23 protein-coding genes are annotated in these 23,258 nt (G+C 72.8%); 12 read left to right on the plus strand and 11 right to left on the minus strand.

What is annotated here, in order from left to right; genetic code table 11:
- Positions 1-88: 88 nt before the first annotated feature.
- Positions 89-1,603 carry an OpgD/OpgG family glucan biosynthesis protein gene (locus BM314_RS21025; protein WP_091979996.1) on the minus strand — a complete coding sequence of 505 codons (1,515 nt, stop codon included), beginning with the start codon at positions 1,601-1,603 and terminating at the stop codon, positions 89-91.
- A gap of 271 nt (positions 1,604-1,874) precedes the next feature.
- On the opposite strand from BM314_RS21025, the gene mdoH reads away from it, so the two are divergent.
- Together mdoH and BM314_RS21035 are read left to right on the plus strand one after the other, a co-directional pair.
- On the plus strand, positions 1,875-3,803 hold the full coding sequence (gene mdoH / locus BM314_RS21030) for a glucans biosynthesis glucosyltransferase MdoH (RefSeq protein ID WP_091979998.1): 1,929 nt from the start codon (positions 1,875-1,877) through the stop codon (positions 3,801-3,803).
- Positions 3,804-4,028: 225 nt separating this feature from the next.
- Entirely contained in the window at positions 4,029-4,694 is a 666-nt protein-coding gene (locus BM314_RS21035) for a L,D-transpeptidase (protein WP_091980000.1), read from the plus strand.
- Positions 4,695-4,914: 220 nt separating this feature from the next.
- Here the strand turns inward: BM314_RS21035 and BM314_RS21040 are convergent, their stop codons facing one another.
- Positions 4,915-5,235: a cupin domain-containing protein gene (locus tag BM314_RS21040; protein ID WP_091980002.1), complete on the minus strand. Its 321-nt coding sequence runs from the start codon at positions 5,233-5,235 to the stop codon at positions 4,915-4,917.
- Between the two features lie 173 nt (positions 5,236-5,408).
- Positions 5,409-5,831 (minus strand): gamma-butyrobetaine hydroxylase family protein, encoded by a 423-nt coding sequence (locus BM314_RS21045; protein ID WP_056523722.1) that lies wholly within the window; start codon positions 5,829-5,831, stop codon positions 5,409-5,411.
- Between the two features lie 81 nt (positions 5,832-5,912).
- Here BM314_RS21045 and moaA point away from each other — a divergent pair, with 81 nt between their 5' ends.
- Positions 5,913-6,965, plus strand: coding sequence for a GTP 3',8-cyclase MoaA (moaA, locus tag BM314_RS21050; RefSeq protein ID WP_091980004.1), 1,053 nt, complete (start codon positions 5,913-5,915; stop codon positions 6,963-6,965).
- 106 nt (positions 6,966-7,071) lie between these two features.
- Here the strand turns inward: moaA and radA are convergent, their stop codons facing one another.
- Positions 7,072-8,508 (minus strand): DNA repair protein RadA, encoded by a 1,437-nt coding sequence (gene radA, locus BM314_RS21055; RefSeq protein WP_091980006.1) that lies wholly within the window; start codon positions 8,506-8,508, stop codon positions 7,072-7,074.
- 45 nt (positions 8,509-8,553) lie between these two features.
- Entirely contained in the window at positions 8,554-9,663 is a 1,110-nt protein-coding gene (gene alr / locus BM314_RS21060; RefSeq protein WP_139237851.1) for an alanine racemase, read from the minus strand.
- Between the two features lie 276 nt (positions 9,664-9,939).
- Here alr and BM314_RS21065 point away from each other — a divergent pair, with 276 nt between their 5' ends.
- The 5 genes from BM314_RS21065 (at position 9,940) to BM314_RS21085 (ending at position 14,938) form a co-directional block, all read left to right on the plus strand.
- The gene (locus tag BM314_RS21065; protein WP_056523728.1) at positions 9,940-10,548 is read left to right on the plus strand and encodes a CvpA family protein; all 609 of its coding nucleotides are present in this window, start codon (positions 9,940-9,942) and stop codon (positions 10,546-10,548) included.
- Between the two features lie 131 nt (positions 10,549-10,679).
- A complete protein-coding gene (gene purF / locus BM314_RS21070) occupies positions 10,680-12,155 on the plus strand; it encodes an amidophosphoribosyltransferase (protein WP_091980073.1) in 1,476 nt (491 codons plus the stop codon).
- Between the two features lie 246 nt (positions 12,156-12,401).
- Entirely contained in the window at positions 12,402-13,151 is a 750-nt protein-coding gene (locus tag BM314_RS21075; protein WP_026605024.1) for an SDR family NAD(P)-dependent oxidoreductase, read from the plus strand.
- Between the two features lie 196 nt (positions 13,152-13,347).
- On the plus strand, positions 13,348-13,758 hold the full coding sequence (locus tag BM314_RS21080) for a dihydrofolate reductase (protein ID WP_091980074.1): 411 nt from the start codon (positions 13,348-13,350) through the stop codon (positions 13,756-13,758).
- Positions 13,759-13,819: 61 nt separating this feature from the next.
- Positions 13,820-14,938, plus strand: a complete 1,119-nt coding sequence (locus tag BM314_RS21085) for a carboxylate-amine ligase (RefSeq protein WP_091980008.1) — start codon at positions 13,820-13,822, stop codon at positions 14,936-14,938.
- A gap of 123 nt (positions 14,939-15,061) precedes the next feature.
- On the opposite strand, the gene der is transcribed toward BM314_RS21085, so the two are convergent.
- The 3 genes from der to BM314_RS21100 form a co-directional block, all read right to left on the minus strand.
- A complete protein-coding gene (gene der, locus BM314_RS21090; protein WP_091980010.1) occupies positions 15,062-16,411 on the minus strand; it encodes a ribosome biogenesis GTPase Der in 1,350 nt (449 codons plus the stop codon).
- A gap of 31 nt (positions 16,412-16,442) precedes the next feature.
- Complete coding sequence (locus BM314_RS21095) at positions 16,443-17,153, minus strand: tetratricopeptide repeat protein (RefSeq protein WP_091927367.1); 711 nt, start codon at positions 17,151-17,153, stop codon at positions 16,443-16,445.
- 128 nt (positions 17,154-17,281) lie between these two features.
- Positions 17,282-17,893, minus strand: a complete 612-nt coding sequence (locus BM314_RS21100) for an NnrU family protein (RefSeq protein ID WP_091980012.1) — start codon at positions 17,891-17,893, stop codon at positions 17,282-17,284.
- A 117-nt stretch (positions 17,894-18,010) separates the two neighbouring features.
- Here BM314_RS21100 and BM314_RS21105 point away from each other — a divergent pair, with 117 nt between their 5' ends.
- Positions 18,011-19,279: a hypothetical protein gene (locus BM314_RS21105; RefSeq protein ID WP_170868156.1), complete on the plus strand. Its 1,269-nt coding sequence runs from the start codon at positions 18,011-18,013 to the stop codon at positions 19,277-19,279.
- Positions 19,280-19,356: 77 nt separating this feature from the next.
- Here the strand turns inward: BM314_RS21105 and BM314_RS21110 are convergent, their stop codons facing one another.
- On the minus strand, positions 19,357-19,578 hold the full coding sequence (locus tag BM314_RS21110; RefSeq protein ID WP_020093794.1) for a hypothetical protein: 222 nt from the start codon (positions 19,576-19,578) through the stop codon (positions 19,357-19,359).
- 137 nt (positions 19,579-19,715) lie between these two features.
- On the opposite strand from BM314_RS21110, the gene BM314_RS21115 reads away from it, so the two are divergent.
- The 3 genes from BM314_RS21115 (at position 19,716) to BM314_RS21125 (ending at position 21,158) form a co-directional block, all read left to right on the plus strand.
- Positions 19,716-20,006 (plus strand): hypothetical protein, encoded by a 291-nt coding sequence (locus tag BM314_RS21115; RefSeq protein ID WP_170863009.1) that lies wholly within the window; start codon positions 19,716-19,718, stop codon positions 20,004-20,006.
- Positions 20,007-20,054: 48 nt separating this feature from the next.
- Positions 20,055-20,315: a hypothetical protein gene (locus BM314_RS21120; RefSeq protein WP_020093792.1), complete on the plus strand. Its 261-nt coding sequence runs from the start codon at positions 20,055-20,057 to the stop codon at positions 20,313-20,315.
- A gap of 72 nt (positions 20,316-20,387) precedes the next feature.
- Positions 20,388-21,158, plus strand: a complete 771-nt coding sequence (locus tag BM314_RS21125) for a lytic transglycosylase domain-containing protein (RefSeq protein WP_091980014.1) — start codon at positions 20,388-20,390, stop codon at positions 21,156-21,158.
- Positions 21,159-21,164: 6 nt separating this feature from the next.
- On the opposite strand, the gene BM314_RS21130 is transcribed toward BM314_RS21125, so the two are convergent.
- Together BM314_RS21130 and BM314_RS21135 are read right to left on the minus strand one after the other, a co-directional pair.
- Positions 21,165-21,833 carry an SOS response-associated peptidase gene (locus BM314_RS21130; protein ID WP_091980015.1) on the minus strand — a complete coding sequence of 223 codons (669 nt, stop codon included), beginning with the start codon at positions 21,831-21,833 and terminating at the stop codon, positions 21,165-21,167.
- Between the two features lie 114 nt (positions 21,834-21,947).
- On the minus strand, positions 21,948-23,123 hold the full coding sequence (locus BM314_RS21135) for a zinc-dependent alcohol dehydrogenase (protein WP_056523740.1): 1,176 nt from the start codon (positions 23,121-23,123) through the stop codon (positions 21,948-21,950).
- Positions 23,124-23,258: the final 135 nt, after the last annotated feature.

Here is a 23,258-nt window from a genome sequence, read left to right on the forward strand (position 1 = left end):
CGAGCGCGGCGAAGCGGCCCAGTGTCGCGCCACCTTCGGGGATGTCGCGCCGCCCCGGGTCGCTTCGCCACGCGCGCGATGACGGAGCCTACACGGCGGCGTCCCAGGTCTCGCTGAGGGGTGCCGTGCCGCGGACCAGCCGGGCGCGCAGGACGACGTCGCCCGGCGGCACCGGCTCCGGCGGGCGCCACTCGACGTAGATCCGCCAGCCTCCGGTCTGCGGCACGAAGTTGGCCACCGGATCGTGCAGCGTGCCGGCGCTGGCCGAGACCTCCGCGGCGACCGCGTCGTCGGGACCCTTCGGCAGGCCCGGACCCTCGAAGTCGATGACGCAGAGCCGCCGCCGCGGGTCGGGCGGGTTCGACGGGCGCAGGCGCTCCGCCGAGCCGAGTCGCGTCGACGTCACCCGGGCGAGGGCGGTCTCCGGGATCGCCGGCACGGGCTCGGCCCCCACCGTGGTCAGCCCGTAGCTGACGTGCAGCGGCGCGCCGGGCTGCGCCGGGGCCGCCGGCACGAAGGCCGCCACGATGTTGTCCATGTACTCCTCGCCCGACGGGATCTCGAAGAGCTGCACGGCGCCGTCCGCGAAGGCGCCCCCGGCGGAATCCGGCGCCACCCACAGGCCCGGCCGCGCCTCGTGGCGCGCCTCCACGTCGAGGTAGGCCGCGAAGCTCCGCTCCCGCTGCAGCAGCCCGAAGCCGGCGAGCGGCCGGGCCGCGAAGGCGGAGATCTGCGGCTGCGCCCGCCCGTTGACCAGGGGCCGCCAGATCCGGTCGATCCGCGCCGGGTCGGCCCCCGCCGCGACGCAGAGCCCGTCGGAGTCGTGCACCTGCGGCCGGAAATCGTCGAAGGGCTTGGCGCCCCGGGCCCCGGGCCCGTTCTGGCCGTACAGGAACATGCTGGTGAGCGGCGCCAGCCCGAGCTTCGGGAGCGCCCGGCGCGGGTGGAGCGCCGCCGTGACGGCGATCCGGGCCGGGTCGCCGGGCGCGATCTCGAACCGGTAGGCGCCGGCCACGCTCGGGCTGTCGAGGAGGGAGAGCACCGTGAGGGTGCGCGCCTCCGGCTCCGGCTCGCAGATCCAGTGGGCGACGAAGTCGGGGAATTCCTCGCCCTCCGGGGCGCCGGTGCCGATGGCGAGCCCCCGGGCCGAGAGCCCGTATTCCTGGTTCGCCGCCCGCAGGCGGAAGTAGGAGGCGCCCAGGAAGACGAGGAACTCCTCCTGGAAGCCCTTCGGCCGCCAGGCGGGCGTGTCCGGGAAGGCGTAGTGCAGGCGGAAGCCCGCGAAGCCGAGATCCGCCGGGAAGCCCTGGCCGGCGAGCCGCGTGCCCAGGTCGAACAGCCCCGTGTCGTAGGGGATCGGCCGCGCGGGCCCCCGGAGCGGCTGGAGGTGGAGCGCCACGCGCCGGCGCTGCAGGAAGCCGCGGTGGAACAGCTGGGCGCTGAAATGCGCGCCGAGCCGCAGGCCCGCGTCCGGCCGGAAGGTGATCGCCCGGTAGCCGTCGTAGTCGAGGGCGGCGAGCGCCGGCGGCAGGTTCTCGGGCGGCGGGGCGTAGGGCGCTGCGGCGCGCCGCGCCGCCTCGGCCGAGAGGGTCTCGAAGGTCATCGCGTCGCCCTGCGGCGGAAGCGCCGGCCCGGCCCACGTTCTGGACCCATTCAGATCCGTCGCGCTAGGTAGAACCGTGCCGGCAGCCGCGGCCAGGACTGTTCGAAGAACGCGGCGCCGGGAGGGGGGATTGATCCGTTCGGCTTCCGGCGGCCTGGGCTGCCGGGTCGGCTCCGTATCCTCACCCCGCACATCGGTATCCACGGTCATCGGTTCCCGGCCCCGCACGGCCGGGCGGCCGGCAGCCTTCCACGGTCGAGTTCCTCGCGCCATGTCGTCACGCGTCACCTCCTCCGCCGAGCGGTCGCACCGGAACGCGGCTCCCGCCATACCCGATCCGTCGGAGAACGCAGCCTGCCGCGAGGTCTGGACCGACGCGCCGCGCGGCGCCCTGCGCGCCCGCCGCCTCGCCCTGGCCGTCCCGAGCCTCGCCACCGCCGGCGGCCTCGTCTGGCTCGCCGCGCTCGCCTACCCGGCGGGTGTCAGCCCGCTGGCCTGGGCGGTCCTGGTGCTGTTCGGCCTCGTGATGGGCTGGCAGGCCTTCGTCGCCTTCCAGTACGTCTACGGGTTCGTCGCGGCCCTCCTGGGCGACCGGGCGAAGTCCGCGCTGGAGCGCCGCTCCGAGCAGGCGGGCGCCGGCCCGGACGGGGCCGGACGCACCGCCGCCGTGGTGGCGATCCACGCCGAGGACGCGGTCGCGGTCTTCGCCCGCCTGCGGGTGATGGCCCGGTCGCTCGCCCGCGCCGAGGCGCGGGGCATCGACATCTTCGTCCTCTCCGACACACGGGACGGCGCGATCGCCGCCGTGGAGGAGCACGAGTACGCCCGCATCCAGGCCTGGGCGGCCTCCGACCCTGCGCTGCCGCGGATCCGCTACCGGCGCCGGACGGAGAATGTCGGCCGCAAGGCCGGCAATATCGGCGAGTTCTGCCGCACCTACGGCGGCGAGTACGCCTTCATGATCGTGCTGGACGCCGACAGCCTGATGACCGGCGCGGCCATGGGCCGGCTCGTCGGGCTGATGCAGGCGAGCCCGCGCACCGGCCTGATCCAGACCGTCTCGTACGCGGCCGGCCGGGACACGCTCTTCGCCCGCATCCAGCAATTCGCCGTCCGGCTCTACGCGCCGCTGGCCCTGCGCTGCCTGGAGACCTGGCAGGGCCCGGAGGGCAGCTACTGGGGCCACAACGCGATCCTGCGGGTCGAGGCCTTCGCGGAGAATGCGCAGCTCCCGAAGCTCCCGGGCCGGGAGCCGCTCGGCGGCGAGATCCTCTGCCACGACATCGTCGAGGGCGCGCTGATGGTGCGCGCCGGCTGGGAGGTGCGGCTGCTGCCCGAGATGGGCGGCACCTGGGAGGAGATGCCCACCAACCTCGTCGACCTGCTCGGCCGCGAGCGCCGCTGGTGCCAGGGCAACCTCCAGCACCTGCGGGTGCTGCCCTGGGCGGGCCTTCACGGCGCGAGCCGCTGGCACCTCCTCGTCGGCATCCTCTCCTACGGGGTGCTGCCGCTCTGGATCGCCTTCCTGGGCCTCGCCGCGTGGCAGGCCGCCCGGACCGGCGATCTCGGCCTCCTGGCCTACGGGCTGACTGGGCAGGGCGCCGCCGCCCACGCGCTCGCCGCCCTCAGCGTCGCCGTGCTGGCCCTGCCGAAGCTCCTGAGCCTCGGCCACGTCCTCGCCTCCGCAGAGCGCCGGGCGGCCTTCGGCGGCGCGCGGGCGCTGCTCGCGAGCGCCGCCCTGGAGCAGGCGGTGTGGGTGATCCTGTGGCCGGTCCTGACCCTGTTCACCGCCGGCGCCGTGGTCTCGACCTTCTTCGGCCGGGTGGTCCGCTGGGAGACGCAGGACCGAGACGACCGGCAGGTCTCCTGGGCGGAGGCGTTCCGGCTCCAGGCCGACGCCGTGGTGGTCGGCGCGCTGATGGTGCTCGCCCTGGTCCTCGTCGGGAACCCGTGGCTCGCCCTCTGGCTGGCGCCGGTCGCCCTGGCGCTGCTCACGAGCCCGGCCCAGAGCGTCTGGACCAGCCGGGCCGATCTCGGCCGCGCCGCCCGGGCGCGGGGCCTGTTCCTGAACGCCGACGACACCGCGCAGGCGCCGGAGCTCGCCGAACTCGCCCAGCTGCGCGGCCTGCCCGCCGCGCCGGCCCCCCTCCGCCCGGCCGCGCGCGAGCCGGCGATCTGGCTCGCCGCCGACGAGGCCTGACGGGGGGCGCGAACGCGCGGATCCGCGCCCGTCATCCCGGCTCTTACGGCCAAGCTGCCACAGTGTTGCCATCGAGTCACGGGCGGGCGGAACCGCCCCGGCCGGGCGGTTTCAGGCTTGGATTTGAGGCGCGAGCGTTTACCCCTTGGCGAGGATCGGCACGGCATCGTGCCGCGGTCTTCGCCGCGTTCCCGCCATAGTCCGCGCCTGCCCCGAGAGGCTTTGATGCGTCGTTTTCTCCCCGCCCTGATCGGGCTTCTCGGCGCGGCCGCCTGCGCCGCGCCGGCACTGGCCTACGAGATCGACCCGCTGACCCGCCAGCCGCTGAACGACGCGCTCACCGTGCGCGTCCGCCCGCAGGCCGTCGAGACCGTCGCGGTGCCGGTGGCCAACGCCTCCCTGAACCCCGCCGACCCGCTGAGCGCCGACGCGGCGGTCCCGCAGATGTCGGCGATCCCGCGCGAGACGGTGGCCTATAACGGCCCCTACGGCGCCGGCACGATCGTCGTCTCCACCGCCGAGCGGCGGCTCTACTACGTGCTCGGCGGCGGCCAGGCCCTGCGCTACGGCGTCGGCGTCGGCCGGCCGGGCTTCACCTGGGGCGGTGTGCAGACCATCACGATGAAGCGCGAGTGGCCGGATTGGCGCCCGCCGGCGACCATGCTGAAGCGCCGGCCCGACCTGCCGCGCTACATGAAGGGCGGTCTCGAGAACCCGCTCGGCGCCCGCGCCATGTATCTCGGCGGCTCGATCTACCGCATCCACGGCTCCAACGAGCCGGAGACGATCGGCACGGCCGTCTCGTCGGGCTGCATCCGCATGACCAACGACGACGTGACGGACCTCTACACCCGCGCCAAGGTCGGCACGAAGGTCATCGTCCAGCGCTGATTCCTTTTCGGAGCTTCGACGAGGGGGCCGGCCGCGAGGTCGGCCCTTTTCGCGTTTCGTAGGGTTTCCGGTCGATGGCTTCGGCACGGCCGTCTTTGCGAGCGGAGCGAAGCAATCCAGCGGCGCCACGCCTGCAGAGGTCGCGCTGCCCTGGGTCACTTCGCTTCGCTCGTGATGACGGGATAGGCACATCAACCGATGCGTTCAAACGGAAACCGGATCAGGGCAGCGTGACCAGCGCGTCCGGACGCTTAACCTCGATCTCGATGAACGCGATCGGGTGGTCGGACCCGTTCATCACGTCGTGCCGGATGCCCGCGGGACGCATGTACGATTGCCCGGCCGCGAGCGCCGTCTCGCTGACCGCCGCGCCGTCGTGGACGCGCAGGATCCCGTCCACCAGCATCACCACGAAGTAGGGCCAGCCGTGCTCGTGCCAGCCGGTCACGCCGCCGGGCGGGAAATCCCAGCGCGTAATACGCACGGCGGCGTCGTCCTGCTGGATCGTGGGCGTCGCGGGGATGGTGCAGGCGAAGGCCATGGCGGCTCCGAAGGTGCGGGCTGACAGGTGCGCGGCTCGACTCTGCCGTCATCGCGAGCGCGGCGAAGCGACCCAGGGATGCGCGACGCCGAAAATCGTGGTGCCACTCTGGATTGCTTCGCTCCGCTCGCAAAGACGAGGCTCGGGGCCGGAGTGAGCGGGAGCGGCTGCCCTCAGTGGCAGCCGCACGAGCCCGACCCGCAGCCCCCGCCCTGCTTCACCGGGGCGGTGCGCGCGGTCTCGCGGTCCAGGCCGCGCTCGGCGAGCTCGCCGAGATAGGTGTTCCAGCGCGTCTCGTACTCGCGGCCCAGGGTGTGGAGGTAGCCCCAGCCGTAGATGCCGGTGTCGTGCATGTCGTCGAAGCCGAGCTTCACCGCGTAGTTGCCGACCGGCTCCACCGCCAGGATGGCCACGGCGCGCTTGCCGCCGATCACCTTCCGCTCCAGCGGCGAGTGGCCCTGCACCTCGGCCGAGGGGCTCGACACCCGCAGGTACTCGGCCGGCAGGGCGTAGCGCGCCCCATCCTCGAAGGCGACGTTGAGCACCCGCCGGTCGGCCGACAGGCGGATCTCGGTCGGCCACAGATCCTCGCTCACGGGTCACACTCCTCACGCAATCTGGGACTGCGGCGCGGGATCGGCTTGCCCGCGACCGCCGGTGGCATCATATGCCGGACGATGCTCGATGACAGCTCCCTGACGCCGCAGACATCCGCGGTCGGCGCGCCCGCCGGGCCCGCGCCGCTGATCGACCCGTTCCAGCGGGCGATCTCGTACCTGCGCATCTCGGTGACGGATCGCTGCGACCTGCGCTGCGCCTACTGCATGTCCGAGCACATGGAGTTCCTGCCCAAGCGCGACCTGCTGACCCTGGAGGAGCTGGACCGGCTCTGCGGCGTGTTCATCGCCCGGGGCGTGCGCAAGCTCCGGATCACCGGCGGCGAGCCGCTCGTGCGCCGCGACATCATGCACCTGTTCCGCCGGCTCTCGCGCCACCTCGATTCGGGGGCGCTGGAGGAGCTGACGCTCACCACCAACGGCACGCAGCTCACGCGCTACGCCGACGAGCTGGCGAGCCTGGGCGTGCGCCGGATCAACGTCTCGCTCGACACCCTCGACCCGGACAAGTTCCGGGCGATCACCCGCCGCGGCGACCTCAAGGTGGTGCTCGACGGCATCGCGGCGGCCCGCGCCGCCGGGATGAAGGTGAAGATCAACGCGGTGGCGCTGCGCGACGTCAACGCCGACGAGATCCCCGGCATGATCGCCTGGGCCCACGGCCTCGGCATGGACATGACGCTGATCGAGGTCATGCCGCTCGGCGAGATCGAGGCGGACCGGACCGACCAGTTCCTGCCCCTGTCGGTCGCCCGGCAGCGCCTGGAGACCCGCTACACCCTGACGCCGCTGCCCGACCGCACCGGCGGCCCGGCGCGCTACGTGCGGGTCGAGGAGACCGGCGGGAAGCTCGGCTTCATCACGCCGCTGACCCATAATTTCTGCGAGAGCTGCAACCGGGTCCGCCTGACCTGCACGGGCCAACTCTACATGTGCCTCGGCCAGGAAGATTCGGCCGACCTGCGCGCGGTCCTGCGCGCCTCCCAGGACGACGCGGTGCTGGCCGCGGCGGTGGTCGAGGCGATCACCCGCAAGCCCAAGGGCCACGACTTCGTCATCGAGCGCCAGCGCCCGGCCGCCGTGCCGCGGCACATGAGCGTGACGGGGGGCTGACCGCCTCCGTCCTTGCGAGCGCAGCGAAGCAACCCAGGGCAGCGGGCCCTTCCCGGACGTAGCGCATCCCTGGATTGCTTCGCTCCGCTCGCAGGGACGGGAGCGCTCACATCTCCTCGTCGGCGTAGCGGGCCGGCTGCCGCCCGCGCTGGCCGGATCCCCGCTGCGGCGAGCCCGCGCTGATCCCCGCCACCAGGTCGGCGATGTGGCGGAGCGTCTCCACGGAGAGCGCCTTCTCGCCCTCGCCGCGGCCCTGCGGGATCAGCGCCTTGGCGAAGCCGAGCTTCTGCGCCTCCTTCAGCCGGGAGCCGGCCTGCGCCACGGGCCGGATCGCCCCCGACAGGCCGATCTCGCCGAAATAGACCGTCTCGGGCGGCAGCACGGCCCCCGACAGCGACGAGACCAGGGCGGCCGCCACCGCCAGATCTGCTGCCGGCTCGGTGATGCGCAAGCCTCCGGCAACATTCAAATAAACGTCGTGGCTGCCGAGCCGGATGCCGCCGTGGGCCTCCAGCACGGCGAGCACCATCGACAGCCGGTTCGGGTCCCAGCCGACCACGGCGCGCCGGGGCATGCCGAGCGACGAGGGCGCGACGAGCGCCTGGATCTCCACCAGCAGCGGCCGCGTCCCCTCCATGCCGGCGAAGACCGCGGTGCCCGCCGCCTGATGGTCGCGGCCCGCCAGGAACAGCGCCGACGGATTCGGCACCTCGCTGAGGCCGGCATCGGTCATCTCGAACACGCCGATCTCGTCGGTGGGCCCGAACCGGTTCTTCACGGCGCGCAGGATGCGGAAATGGTGGCCCTGGTCGCCCTCGAAGGAGGCGACCGCGTCGACCATGTGCTCCACCACGCGGGGACCGGCGATCTGCCCGTCCTTGGTGACGTGGCCGACCAGGATCACCGCCGTGCCGGTGGTCTTGGCGAAGCGGATCAGCGCCTGCGCGGAGGAGCGCACCTGCGTGACCGTGCCGGGGGCCGATTCCACCGTCTCGGTCCACATGGTCTGGATCGAGTCGATGATCGCGAGCGCGGGCGGGCGCCCCTGGCTCAGGGTCTCGACGATGTCCTCGACGTTGGTCTCGGCGGCGAGCTGGACCGGGCGCGCGCTCAGGCCCAGCCGCTCGGCCCGCAGGCGCACCTGCCCGACCGCCTCCTCGCCCGAGATGTAGGCGACCCGCTCGCCCGTGCCCGCCATGGCGGCCGAGGCCTGCATCAGCAGCGTCGACTTGCCGATGCCGGGATCGCCGCCCAGCAGGATCACCGAGCCGCGCACGAAGCCGCCCCCGGTCACCCGGTCGAGCTCGCCGATCCCCGAGGGAATGCGCGGCGCCTCCTTGGCCTCGCCGGTCAGGCCCTCGAGGGGGAAGACCCGGCCGCGGTTGCGCGACGGCCGGGTCGCGGCAGGACCCGACTGACCTGGCGCCGAGGGCGCCTCCTCGACGATCGTGTTCCAGCCGTTGCAGGCCTCGCAGCGGCCGCGCCAGCGATTGTAGACCGCCCCGCAGGACTGGCAGACGAAGGTCTGGTGGATCTTGGCCATACGGGTCCGGGCGCCGGCGATCCGGCGTGTCAGGGTGGAGTCGCGTCAGCCTACATAAGTTCGAACATACCGAGAACCCAGCCCGGTCAGGATCTCGTACCCGATCGTGCCGGCGGCGCGGCCGACCGCGTCGATGTCGAGGCTGTCGCCGATCAGCACCGCTTCCGCGCCGCGCCGGGCCGCGGGCGCCGCCGTGACGTCGAGGATGATCAGGTCCATGGAGATGAGGCCCAGGATCGGGCACGGGACGCCGCCGACCAGCGCGTGGCCGCGGCCGCTGATCGCCCGGGGGAAGCCGTCGGCGTAGCCGAGCGAGAGCGTCGCCAGCCGGCTCGGCGCGGCGGCGGTCCAGCGGCCGTTATAGCCCGCGGTGGCACCGGCCGCGACGCCGCGCACCTGCGCGATCGCCGCCTCCAGCCGCACCACCGGGCGCATCGGGTTCGCGGCGCCCGGCGTCGGGTTGCCGCCGAACAGGGCGTAGCCCGGCCGCAGCAGGTCGTGCCGGGCCCCGTCGAGGAAGACCCCGGAAGAGTTCGCCAGCGAGGCCCGAAGCCCGGGATAGGCCGCCCGGACCCGCGCGAAATCGGCGATCTGCCGGGCGTTGACCGGGTCCTCCGGCTTCTCGGCGCTGACGAAGTGGCTGAGGAGCAGGTCGATCCCGGCGGCCGCGATCCGCGCGTCCCCGGCGAGGTCCAGCGCCTCGGGCACCGACAGGCCGAGCCGGTTCATGCCGGTATCGACGTGGAGCGCCGCGGGCGGCCGGCTCCCCGGGAACGCCGCCCAGTCCGACAGCTCCTCCACGCTGCCGAGCACCGGGCGCAGACCGTGGGCCGCGAAGGCCGCCGCGGCGCCCGGGGGCAGGCCGTTCAGGACGTAGATCGCGGCGTCCGGCAGGGCGGCCCGGGCGGCGACGCCCTCGGACAGGTGCGCGACGAAGAAGGTCCGGCATCCGGCGGCCCACAGGGCCGGCCCGACGCGGCCGACGCCGCAGCCGTAGGCGTCGGCCTTCACCACGGCGGCGCAGTCGGCGCCCGCGCCGCGGGCCGCCAGGATCCGCCAGTTGGCCGCGATCGCCCCGAGGTCGATCGTCAGCCGGGCGCCGTGGGCGCCGATCTCCGTCACAGGTCCGGCCTCGGACACGCGGAACGCCTCCATCCATTCGCCACCGGGAGTCCGGACGCGCGGACCGGACCCCGGGCGCGACCCATAGCACCGGGACGGTGCCCGGGTGGAGCCGGGCATTCCGCGCGGCGGCGCGCGCCACGGTGATCGGCGCGTCCGATGCACGGTCTGATGCATGGACGGCACAGGCGCGCGATCAGGCGGGCGCGCCAGGGTGACGGCCGAGGTCGGGCTTGGTATAAATCCGCCGCGGTCCGGGGGAGCCGCACGGCCGACGCGCTTTCCCCGCGGGTACCAAAAAGCTCAACGATGCCGTTTACCGTCCTGGATCTCGCCGTGCTCGGCATCGTCGCGGTCTCCGCGCTGCTCGCGGCCGTGCGTGGTGTGACCCGCGAGGTCCTGGCGATCGTCGCCTGGGTGGCGGCCGCCGCGGTCGCGTGGACGCTCCACCCCATGCTGCTGCCCACCGTGAAGCAGCACGTGAACAGCGACACCGTGGCGCTCGTCGCCTCGATCGCAGCGATCTTCCTCGGCACCCTGATCGTCGTGTCGATCATCACGGTGAAGATCTCCGACGTCGTGCTCGACTCGCGGATCGGCGCAGTCGACCGCTCGCTCGGCTTCCTGTTCGGCGCGGCCCGCGGCTTCCTGATCTGCGTGATCGGCTGGGTGTTCCTGTCGTGGCTGGTGCAGGGCAAGGTGCCGGACTGGGCCGCCCAGGCCCGCACGCGCCCGATGCTGGAGAAGTCCGGCGACGCCCTGGTGGCGCAGCTGCCCGAGAATCCGGAAGGCTTCCTCAAGCAGTTCAAGAAGCCGAAGACCGGCGCGCCGCCGAGCGATTCCGCCGACGCCCCGGCCGAGACCGACGCGGCGCCGCAGCGCCGGACCGAGACCGCGCCGACCCCGACGCGACGCTGATCTGCGGTATTCGCCGTAGGTCTCGTCGCGCGGAACGCCTAGATAGCGGTTCCGGTGGTGTACGGATTGCTTCCGCGACGACCGGCGCGCCGGCCCGTCGCCGCCGGGATCTGTGAGTGATCGACAGCCCCATGTCACACGCCGCCGCCACCACCGACACCTTCGATCTCGATCTCGACGGCGACACGCTCCGCGAGGAGTGCGGCGTCTTCGGCATCTTCGGCCATCCGGACGCCTCGGCGATCGTCGCGCTGGGCCTGCACGCCCTGCAGCACCGGGGCCAGGAGGCGGCCGGCATCGTCTCCTTCGACGGCTCGGTATTCCACTCCGAGCGACGCCCCGGCCTCGTCGGTGATTCCTTCTCGGACGGGGACACGATCGCCCGCCTCAAGGGCCGCGCCGCCATCGGGCACGTGCGCTACTCGACCACTGGCGGCACGATCCTGCGCAACGTCCAGCCGCTCTTCGCCGAGCTCGCCAGCGGCGGCCTCGCGGTCGCCCACAACGGCAACCTCACCAACGCCCTGTCGATCCGCCGCGACCTCGTGCGCGACGGCGCGATCACGCAGTCGACCTCCGACACCGAGGTGATCCTGCACCTCGCGGCCCGCTCGCGGAAGCCGCGGATCATCGAGCGCTTCATCGACGCCCTGCAGGCGATCCAGGGCGCCTACGCGATCGTGGCGCTCACCAACAAGAAGCTGATCGGCGCCCGCGACCCGCTGGGCATCCGCCCGCTGGTGCTGGGCGAGCTCGACGGCCGCTACATGCTGGCCTCCGAGACCTGCGCGCTCGACATCATCGGCGCCCGCTTCGTGCGCGACATCGAGAACGGCGAGATCGTGGTGATCTCCGAGGAGGGGATCGAGTCGATCCGCTTCGCCGACGCCGTGCCGATGCGGCCCTGCATCTTCGAGTACATCTACTTCGCCCGGCCGGACTCGGTGGTGAACGGCAAGAGCGTCTACGCGGTGCGCAAGGCGATCGGCCGGGAGCTGGCCCGCGAGGCCGCGGCGCCCGCCGACATCGTCGTGCCGGTGCCGGATTCCGGGGTGCCGGCGGCGCTCGGCTTCGCGCAGGAGACCGGGATCCCGTTCGAGATGGGCATCATCCGCAACCACTATGTCGGCCGGACCTTCATCCAGCCGACCCAGTCGGTGCGCGAGCTCGGCGTCCGGATGAAGCACTCGGCCAACCGCGCGGCGATCGAGGGCAAGAGCATCGTCCTCGTGGACGACAGCCTCGTGCGCGGCACGACCTCGGTGAAGATCGTCCGGATGATGCGCGAGGCCGGCGCCGCGGAGGTGCATTTCCGGATCGCCTCGCCGCCGATCACCTACCCGGACTTCTACGGGATCGACACGCCCGAGCGGGAGAAGCTGCTCGCCGCGACCCACGATCTCGAGGCGATGCGCAAGTATATCGGCGCCGATTCGCTGGCCTTCCTGTCGATCCCCGGCCTCTACCGGGCGATGGGCGAGGAGGCGCGCAACGCGGCCTGCCCGCAATACACCGACCACTGCTTCACGGGCGACTACCCGACGGGCCTGACCGACCTGTCCATCGCCGGCCCGAAGCGCTTCGCCATGCTGGCCGAGGCCGACTGAGCCTCTCCGGAAGGGCGCGACCGGCAAAGCAGAGACACGGCTTCGGCACAGCCGTCTTTGCGAGCGGAGCGAAGCAATCCAGGGTAGCGCAACATCGGTGAGCATGGCGCCGCCTGGATTGCTTCGCTCCGCTCGCAAAGACGCGGGTCGGGGCCATCGACCGAAAGTGGTCGAAAGGGCCCGGTTACTGGCCATTTGAAACCGGACTCCTCGACCCTTGGCGCGGGAATGCGCTACGTGCTCCCCATGGCTGACTCCCAAAGACCCCTGGAAGGCCGCGTCGCGGTCGTCACTGGCGCGTCCCGCGGCATCGGGCGCGCCGCCGCCCTGGCGCTGGCCGGGGCCGGCGCGCACGTCATCGCGGTGGCCCGGACCGTGGGCGCCCTCGAGGAGCTCGACGACGCCGTCCGGGCGGCCGGCTCCAGCGCCACCCTGGTGCCGTTCGACCTCGCCGACTACGACGCGATCGACCGCCTGGGCGCGGCGATCAACGAGCGCTGGAAGCGCCTCGACATCCTGGTCGCCAATGCCGGCATCCTCGGCGCGCTCATGCCGATCGGCCACATCACCCCGAAGATCTGGGGGCAGGTGATGGACGTGAACGTCACCGCCAACTGGCGCCTGATCCGCTCCCTCGACCCGCTGCTGCGCATGTCGGACGCCGGCCGGGCGATCTTCGTCTCGTCGGGGGCCGCCTCGAAGTGCCGGCCCTACTGGGGGCCCTACTCGGTCTCGAAGGCGGCGCTGGAGGCCCTGGTGCGGACCTACGCGGCCGAGAACGAGAGCGCGGCGATCCGGGCCATGCTGCTCAATCCGGGCCCCCTGCGGACCGGCATGCGCCGCTCGGCCATGCCCGGCGAGGATCCCGAGACCCTTCGGACGCCCGAGGAACTCGCGCCCCATTTCGTGCGGCTCGCGTCCCCGGACTGGACCGAGACCGGCAAGCTCTACGATTTCCCCACCGACCGGGTGCTGAGTTTCCGCGCACCCGAGTGAGCCCCTGCGCTGTTATTCGAACGCACATCCCACCGCCTGCCTCATCCTGAGGTGCCGGAGCGAAGCGGAGGCCTCGAGAGGACGGCCCGGAGGTCGCGCGATCCCTGGAGCCCTCCTTCGCGGTCCGCTCGCGCGGGCACCTCGGGATGAGGGGTTGTATGGGACGGGCCTGATCTTCCTCTCTGAGTTCATCACGATGATCGACGTCCGCTGCATCTGCGCGATCGGCCTGCGGGGCCAGCTCGGCCTCAACGGCCACCTGCCCTGGGAGGGCAACACCGACCCGCTCTTCGTGGAGGACGTCTCGCGCTTCTTCGCGCTGACCATGGGCCACGTGCTGATCGCTGGGCCGAAGACCGTGGCCTCGGTGCCCGAATTCGCCTTCAAGGACCGCACCATCGACGTGATCCGCAGCCACGAGGATCCGGAGGCGGTGCTCAAGCGCTATCCCGGGCGGCGGATCTTCGTCGGCGGCGGGATCGCGGTGTGGAACGTCTACGCGCGGTACATCCAGAACTGGGACATCACGCGCCTGCCCTACGACGGCGAGGCCGACCGCTGGTTCGATCCCGCCTGGCTGGTCGGCGGGCCGCTGCGGACGCCCTGAGCGGCACCTTCGTCCCCGCCGGCGCGTTGGCGCGCACGCGTCGCGTTTTCCGGAGACCACGATGAGCGCCCCGAGCTACCGCTTCGGCATCGAGGAGGAGTACTTCCTGGCCGATGCCGAGACCCGGGGGACGCCCCGGGGCGACCTCGCCGCCTTCCACGCGCGAGTGAAGGCGGAGCTCCCCGAGACGGGCCGCGAGCTGGTCGCCGCGCAGGTCGAGGTCTGCACGCCGCCGCTCACCGACGCGGCGGCCGCCCGGGAGAATCTCGGCGGCCAGCGGCGGCAGCTCGCCGGGATCGCGACCGAGAACGGCCTGCGGCTGCTGGCCTGCGGCACGCACCCCCTCGCGCGCTGGTCGCGCCAGACCGCCACCGACGGCGCGCGCTACAAGGGCATCCTGTCGGATGTCGGCATCGCGGCGCGGCGGGCCCTGATCTGCGGCATGCACGTCCACGTCGAGGTTCCGGACCCCGACGCCCGGGTCGACCTGATGAACCGGCTGCTGCCGTTCCAGCCGCTGCTGCTCGCGCTGTCGGCCTCCTCGCCGTTCTGGCAGGGCGAGGCGACGGGCCTGCGGGCCTACCGGCTCAGCGTCTTCGGGGAATTGCCGCGCACCGGCCTGCCGGAACTGTTCGCCGACGCCGCCGCCCACGCGCGGTTCGTCGCCATCATGACCCGGTCGGGCGCCATCGCGGACGCGAGCTTCCTGTGGTGGTCGCTGCGGCCCTCCATCAAGTTCCCGACCCTGGAGCTGCGCATCGCCGACGCCTGCACGCGCCTCGACGATTCGCTCTGCGTCGCCGCGCTGTTCCGCTGCCTCGTGCGCCTGTGCGCGCGCCGGCCGGACCTCCATGCCGGGCTCGACGGCGTCTCGCGGGCGCTGGCCTCGGAGAACCTCTGGCGCGCCCAGCACAGCGGCGTCGCCGCGTCCCTGATCGACGAGGCGCGCGGCGAGGCCGTGCCGTTCGCCGAGGCGCTGGAGGCGGTGCTCACGCTGGTGGCCGAGGACGCGGACGCTCTCGGCTGCGCGGCGGACGTGGCCCGCGCGCGGGCGATCGTGGCCGAGGGGACCAGCGCGGACGGGCAGATCGCGGCCTACGAGGCCGCGCTCGCCGCCGGGCAGGACGAGCGCGCCGCCCTGGCGGCCTCGGTAGACTGGATCGCCGACGCGGCGCGCTGAGGAGTGCCGCACCCGCGCCGTCATCGCGAGCGCAGCCAAGCGACCCAGGGTGCCGCGACTTCGACCAGCCCGGCGCGAGACTGGGTTGCTTCGCTCCGCTCGCAAGGACGACAGGAGCTCGGATCAGCCCTTGTCGAACGGGTTCTGCGAGGTGCGCAGGGACAGGCGGATCGGCGTGCCCGGCAGGTCGAACGCCTCGCGCAGGCCGTTCACGAGGTAGCGCGTGTAGGATTTCGGCAGGGCGTTGAGCTGGTTGCCGAACAGCGCGAAGTGCGGTGGCCGGCTCTTCACCTGGGTGGCGTAGCGGATCTTGATCCGCCGGCCCGACACCGCCGGCGGCGGGTTGCGGGAGGTGGCCTCGTTCAGCCAGTCGTTGATGCGCGAGGTCGAGACGCGCCGGTCCCAGACCTCGGCGGCCTGCACCACCGCCTGCATCAGCTTGTCGACGCCGTCGCCCGCGAGACCCGAGAGCGGCACGACCCCGACGCCGCGCACCTGCGGCAGCAGCCGGGTGCAATCCTCGCGGAGCTGCTTGAGCAGGCCCGGCTGGTCGGCGACCAGGTCCCACTTGTTGAGGCCGATCACCAGGGCGCGGCCCTCGCTCTCGACGAGGTCGACGATGGTGAGGTCCTGCTTCTCGAACGGGATCGTCGCGTCGAGGAGCACCACCACCACCTCGGCGAAGCGCACCGCGCGCAGGCCGTCCGAGACAGCGAGCTTCTCCAGCTTGTCGTCGATCCGGGCGCGGCGACGCATTCCGGCGGTGTCGTGCAGCTTGATCCGCCGCCCGCGCCACTCCCAGTCCAGCGAGATCGAATCGCGGGTGATGCCGGCCTCGGGGCCGACGAGCAGCCTTTCCTCGCCGAGCATGCGGTTGATCAGGGTCGACTTGCCGGCATTCGGGCGGCCGACGATCGCGACCTTCAGGGCGCGGCCGCCGGGGGCGTCGTCGTCGGCCTCCTCGTCCTCGTCGCGCTGGGGCAGGGCGCCCTTGAGCGCCTCGTGCAGCTCGCCCAGGCCCTCGCCGTGCTCGGCGGAGAACGGGATCGGGTCGCCGAGCCCGAGGATGAAGGCCTCGTAGGCGCCGGCGAGGCCGGCGCCGCCCTCGGCCTTGTTGGCGATCAGGATCACCGGGCAGCCGGCGCGGCGCACCAGCTCGGCGAAGGGCTGGTCGGCCGGAAGCACGCCGGCGCGGGCGTCGATCACGAACAGGACCACGTCGGCGGCGAGGATCGCCGCCTCGGTCTGCATCCGCATCCGGCCCGTGAGGGTCTTCTCGTCGGCCTCTTCCAGGCCGGCGGTGTCGATCACCCGGAACTGGAGGCCGCCGAACGCGACGTCGCCCTCGCGCCGGTCGCGGGTCACGCCCGGGCGGTCGTCGACCAGCGCGAGCTTCTTGCCCACGAGGCGGTTGAACAGGGTCGACTTGCCGACGTTCGGCCTCCCGACGATCGCGACGGTCGGCATATCCATGGTGGTTCTCGAGACAGTCCGGACGATGAAATCAGCGCGTGATCGGCGGGGGCGGCGCGGCGGGCTCGGGCTTGGCCGCGGTCACCGTCACGGGACCGCCCGCCACGATCGCCGCGTAGACCTCGATCCGCTCGCGCAGGTTCCGCGGCGTGTCGGGATCGGCCACGATCTGGTCGAACCAGCGGCTGGCGTCCTCGTAATCGCCCTTCTTCAGGGCGGCGAGGCCCAGCATCTCGCGGGCGGTGTGGCGGAACGGGGTCCCGGCCGCGAGGCCCTGGAGGTTGGCGAGCGCCGGATCCGGGTTCTGCCCGTCGAGGCGCAGCAGCGCGGCGCGCAGGCGCGCGAGGTCGCGCAGGCCGTCGCCGAGGCCGGTATCGTCGGCCAGCTTGTCGAACTCCGCGGCCCCGGCCGCCGGGTCGCGCTTGCCGGTCTCGGCCGCCGCCCGGAACCGGGCGAGCAGGCGGTAGCCCGCCGGGCCCTGCGCCTCCAGGGCGTCGAAGGCCTTGTCGGCCTCCGCGACCTTGCCGTCCTTGGCGAGGCGGTTGGCGTCATCGAACTGCACCGAGGCCACCTCGGCCGCCGCGCGCTGCTGGGCCTGCCAGTAGCGCCAGCCCGCGACGCCCGCCACCAGCAGCACGGCGAGCGCGATGATCACGCCGCTATAGCGCTTCCAGATCTGGAGGATCCGGTCGCGGCGGTAATCCTCGTCGACCTCGCGGAGGAACTCGTTGTTCTCGGCCATTCTATCCCGGCCCGCATGATCTCAGCGGGCCACCTCGTCGCGTTCGGGCCCCGCGCCTAACACACGGGCGCCGGGTTGGCGACAGGCCATGTCTCGGGGCCGCCTCGTGTGTCGTCTCGGGTGCCGGCTCAGGCCGGGGTGCCCGGCCAGACCGGCACGCCGATCACCGGGTAGTGCAAGTAGCGGGCGAAGACGAACCACGCGGCCGTGCCGATCACCAGGGCCAGGACGTCGTTGCGCCAGCCCAGCGGGGCCGCCGCCGGACCGCCGTGCTGGGCCGCGACCGCCCCCGGGGCGAGGCCCCGGCGCTTGGCGCTGATCCGCGCGGTCACCGCCCAGGCGAGGAAGCCGCCGAACAGCAGTATCGAGCCGAGATCGCCGTTGGCGAGGAGGTGCGCCGTCGCCCAGACCTTCACGGCGAGCAGCATCGGGTGCTTGGCCTTGGCGCGGATATGGCCCGGCAGGTAGGCGGCCGCGAGGCACACGAAGGCGGCCCAGACCAGCGTCAGGGCGAGGTGGCGCGTCCAGACCGGCGGGTCCCAGACCGGGATGTAGCCGGCGAGCCGGTAATCGTGGAAGCCGATCCCGATCAGCACGAGCCCGAGCAGCGACAGGGCGGTGTAGCCGAGCTTGTAGCGGCCCTCGCCGATCCGGCCGACGATCGCGGCGCGCCGGGTGCGGGCCATCGAGAAGGCGTGCGTGCCGAGGAACAGCACCAGCCCGAGGATCAGGAGAACCATGGATGACTTTCGGTCGGGCCGCGCGCGTCCGGTCGGCGGCAAGCACTCTGTAATGGTTCTCAAGCGAATCTCCGCCTGTTTGTCCAGGCGCGGCCGGGACGCAGCCGGGTGGCGATCATGGGTTGGGCGAACGGGATCGCCGGACGGGCGCGCGCCGCGCGCCCAACCGGCTCCGGGACGGCGGCGCGCCGGATCCTGCCGACGCTTTCCCTGGCGCTATCCCTGGCGCTCCCCCTGGTGCTTCTGCCGCTCCTCCCGCGCGTTGCCGCGGCCGCGCCCGAGCCGCCGCTCTCGGCGCTGACGCTGGTCGGGCCACCCGCGCTCGTCTTCAAGGCGGGGCGCGACGCCTGCGACGGCGCCGACGTGCCCGACGCGCCGGCGCGCGCCTTCCGGGACGCGTCGGGCGCGGTGGCGCTCTACGGGATGCATTACCGCAACCGGGCGCTGCGCGGTCCCGACCTCGAGCATCTCAAGATCGACTGCGCGGTGGTGCTCGATTCGGGCGAGAAGCCCGATCCGGCCACCTACGACGACCGCTCCTGGATCACCGCCACCTGGACCGAGGACGGGAGCCGCGTGGCCGCGCTCCTCCACCACGAGTACCAGGCCAACGAGCATCCCGGCCGCTGCCCGGCCGCCAGCTACATGGCCTGCTGGTACAACACGATCACGGCCGCCGCCTCGACGGATGGCGGCCGCAGCTTCAAGCGGCAGAACCCGCCCGCGGTGGTCGCCGGAGCGCCGTTCCGGCAGGAGATCGACCAGGGCCGCCACCGCGGCTTCTTCAACCCGTCGAACATCGTCGCGGACGGGACGTGGCGGTACTTCCTCGCCTCGACCACCGGTTGGACCCGACCGGGCAGCGATCAGGAGGCCGGGGTCTGCCTGTTCCGCAGCGACGACCCGGCCGATCCGACCCGCTGGCGGGCCTGGACCGGCACCGGCTTCACCGCCGCCTTCCCGGACCCCTACCGCGCCGCCCGCCCGAACACGGCGACCTGCCGGCCGGTCGGGCCGTTCCCGGGCCCGGTCGGCGCCGTCGTCCGGCACCGCGGCACGGGCGCCTGGATCGCCGTGTTCATGGCCAAGGCGGGGGAGGGCTTTCCCCGGTCGGGCTTCTACTGGACCACCTCCCGCGACCTGATCACCTGGGACAGCCCGCGCCTGCTGCTCGAGGGCGCGACCCTCTACGACGACCCGTGCGCGGCGACGGCGCCGCTCCTCGCCTACCCGTCGCTGCTCGACCCGGACGCGCGCGGCCGCAACTTCGACGACGTCGGCGACCGGGCGCTGCTGACCTACGCGAGCCTGCGCACGGAGGGCTGCACGATCACTTCCGACCGCGACCTGCTGCGCCGCCCGGTGGCGATCCGCGTCTGGCCCTGATCCCGCTCGACCGGCGCGGCCCCACCGCGCGACACCGTCCCGAGCCTCGGGCGCATCCCGTCCGACCGGACGCGGCTCTACGGAGCGGGCCGGCCGAGCGCCACCGTGTAGGACGGGCCGGCCGCGACGGAGCGCCCCGGAAGACCGATCCGCTGGCAGAGCACGGTGCCGAGGGTGACGCTCAGCATCAGCACGGTCGCGGAGAGCAGGAGCGTGGTCGCCCGGGCATAGGCGCGACCGGCGTGGATCAGCAGGCAGCCGAACGCGAAGATCGCGACGGCCTGGAACAGGTGCTGCACGGGCGACGTCCTCTCTGGCGGCGGACGCGCGGTCCGGCCCGGCCGGGATCGAGCGCCATCGTCTCCGAGCGGCGTGAAAACGCGGTTAACGTCAGGTATAGCTGGCTCCGCAATCGCCCGCTCGGAGAGGAATCCGCATGTCGCGTTCGAGGGTTCCGGAGGCGCAGAGCCGCCCCGACGGGACGGGGGTGATCCCGTCCCACGACACGGCGATCCTGGGATCGGGCGCCGTCGGCGCGGGGGCGATCGGGGCGTCGGCCCTGGGCGCGCTGGCCCTCGGGGCCGCGGCCCTCGGCGTCGTGGCGGTCGGCGCCTTCGCGATCGGCCGCCTCTCGGTGGGCCGCGCCCGGGTCGGCACCCTGGAGGTCGGTTCGCTGGAGATCGACACGCTCACGGTGCGGTCGGTGCGGATGCCGGACCGCGACTGAGACGCGGCGCCGGGGACCGGCGCCGGGAGGAATGCGAGGAGGGGAGCGATGACCGATCGGAAACCGCCCTTCCGGCCCGCGGACGCGGTCGACGCCCTCGGCGAGGTCGAGGGCGATTTCGTCCTGCCGCTCTGCCTGCCCGGATCCAACCTGCTGATCGGCGAGGACCTCGCCATGCTGGTCCTCGACACGATCCACGGGCAGCGGGTCGGCCTGCCGCTGAGCCAGCAGGGCGCGGCCGACCTCCACGCGGTCCTGGGCGAGGCCCTGCGGCTGCTGCAGGCGCGGGACCGCGGCCCCATCCAGTAGGGTCGGCGCCGGCGAAAGGCTTCGTTGAGGCGGCCGGGATAGACAGGTCCCGGTTCCTCTCCGTGGCGGTCGATGCGCGCTCCGTTGCTTCTCCTGCTGCTGACCTGCGCCGCCCCCGCGCAGGCCCGGCCCGCCACCTTCCTGGCGGTGCACGCCGTCGGCATGGCCGCCCTGCCGCCGGTCCCGCCCGCGCCTGCGGCCGTGCCCGCGCCCGCACCGGTCGCCGCCGACGCCCGCGCCCGCTACCTGCCGCTCATCGCCCGCGAGGCCGCCGGCACCGGCCTGCCTCTCGCGGTGGCCGACGCCGTCGCGCGGATCGAGAGCGGCTACGATCCCACCGTCGTCGGCAGCGTCGGCGAGGTCGGTCTGATGCAGGTCCGCCCGACCACCGCGGCGATGCTCGGCTTCCGCGGCACCGTCGCCGAACTGGCGTCGCCGGAGATCAACGTCCGCTACGGCGTCCGCTACCTCGCCGAGGCGTGGCGACGGGCCGACGGGGACCTCTGCCGCGCCCTGATGAAGTACCGGGCCGGCCACGGTTCGGAGGCGATGTCGCCGCTGTCGCAGCTCTACTGCGCCCGCGCCCAGGCGATCCTCGGCAACCCGGAGGCGCGCGTCGTCCGGGCGAGCGCCCGCGCGGCCGCGCCGGACCGCCTCGCCGCGCGGCCGGCGGGCCCCGTCCACCGGACCCGCGTCGCCGCCGTCCCGGCGAAGCCGATGTCGTTCTGGGAGGCGCACCGGGCGCGCATCGCCCGGCTCAACGCCGCCGTGGTGTCGCGCTGGCGGGCCCGCGGCTGGTCGGCCGCGCCCGACGGGGCCTCCGGCGAGCCGGCCGGCGGCTAGCGCCCCTCACGCCTCGGCTTCGGCCTCCGGCCCGTCCGAGCGCGCGCCGCGGGCGACCTCGCGCATCGCCGTGTCCGGAAGCGGCCGCTGGAGCCGGAGCGCCTCCGCGGTCGGCGCCTCCAGCCACGTCGCCCATTCCTCCGGCTTCGTGAGCAGGACCGGCATGGCCTTGGGATGGACCGGCCCGACGACGCCGTTCGCCTCGGTGGTCAGGAAGGCGAAGAGCCGGTGCTCCGCGGCGACCCGGTCGGGGTTCTCGCGCTTCGTGCCGCGCACGCCGGTCCAGGGCCGCCAGATCCCCGCGAAGGCGAAGAGCGGCCGGTCCGCGTCGAGGGCGAACCAGACGGGCGTCTTGCGCGGCTTGGTGTCGGCGTACTCGCTGAAGGCGGTGACCGGCACGAGGCAGCGGTGGGCGACGCCGAGCCAGGGCCGCCAGTGCGGGCTCGCGGCGTTGCGCACGTTGGTGATCGGGTGCTCGCCGAACGCCTTCGGGCCGGGCATGCCCCAGCGCATCATCGCGAGGTCGCGGCCGGTCGGGCCGTTCAGGACCACAGGCGCCAGCTGGTCGGGAAAGATAGCCGGCAACAGCGGGAGGTTTCCGGTGCGATCCTCCGCGATCTCGAAGGCCCGGCGCAGGTCCGCCGGGCCGGTTCGCAGGCTGTAGAGATTGCACATGGACACCCCGCGTGGTCGGTGAGCGCGTTGCCGGCTCTACACGCTTTCGGGACGCCGCGCCCAGCCCGGCGGAGAGGGGCGTCCCGGCCGATCGCCGACCGGGACGCCGCCGCCTCAGTTCAGGTGGAACACCACCTTCACGCAGCCGTCCTTCTTGTCGCGGAAGGTCTTGTAGAGGTCCGGGCCCTCCGCGAGATCCTGCGAGCGGTGGGTGATCAGGGAGGTCATGTCGATCTTGCCCTCCTGGATCAGCTTGGTCAGCGGCTCGAGGTAGCGCTTCACGTGCGTCTGGCCGCTCTTGAGGGTCAGGCCCTTCTGGACGATCGAGCCCATGTTGACCGGGATCGGCCCGCCGTAGACGCCCGGCACCGAGACGATCCCGCAGGGGCGGACCGCCTTGATGGCCTCGGCCAGCGCGTAGGGGCGCTCGGTGGCGGTGAGCTTCTCCTGCACCGTCGACAGCATGCCGGTGAGGCCGCCGTGGCCGGCGCTCGCCTCCATGCCGACGCAGTCGATCACGCCGTCGGCGCCCTGGCCCTTGGTGATCTCCTTGATCCGCTCGAACACGTCCTCGTTCATGAAGTCGATGACGTCGGTGGCACCGGCCTTCTTGGCCAGGGCGATCCGCTCGGGCACGGTCTCGATGGCGATGATCCGCTCGGCCCCCATGATCTTCGCGGACTGGATCGCGAAGATGCCGACCGGGCCGGTGCCCCAGACCGCGATCGTCTCGCCGCCCCGGATCTCGCAGTGCTCGGCGCCCTGCCAGCCGGTCGGCAGGATGTCGGTGAGGAACAGGACGGATTCGTCGTCCATGCCGTCCGGCACCTTCATGGGGGCGACGTCCGCCATGGGCACGCGCACGTACTCGGCCTGGCCACCCGCGTAGCCGCCGGTGAGGTGCGAGTAGCCGAACAGGCCGGCCGTCGTGTAGCCGAACTGCGCGGCCGCCATCTCGGCGTTGCGGTTCGACCGCTCGCAGACCGAGAAGTTGCCGAGCTTGCACTGCCGGCATGCACCGCAATTGATGTTGAAGGGCACGACGATCCGGTCGCCCTTCTTGAACTTGGTGAAGCCCTGTCCGACCTCGACGACCTCGCCCATGAATTCGTGGCCGAGGACGTCGCCGCTCTTCATGGTCGGCATCAGGCCGTCCATCAGGTGCAGGTCCGAGCCGCAGATCGCGCAGCTCGTCACCTTGATGATGACGTCGCGGGAATCCTCGATGACCGGATCCGGGACCGTGTCGCAGCGGATGTCGTTGCGGCCGTGCCAGCACAATGCCTTCATGGCGTCGTCTCTCCGGAAGCTCTCGGGATTGCGGCCGTCTCGGCCGCTCTCCCGTAAAGCCCGCTTCGGCACGGCCAAGTTCCGGCGTCGCCGTCCGGGCGACCGCGGACGAAGGGGTTTACGAATGTTTCACGT

The organism is Methylobacterium sp. 13MFTsu3.1M2, from assembly GCF_900112625.1.
Taxonomy (GTDB): domain Bacteria; phylum Pseudomonadota; class Alphaproteobacteria; order Rhizobiales; family Beijerinckiaceae; genus Methylobacterium.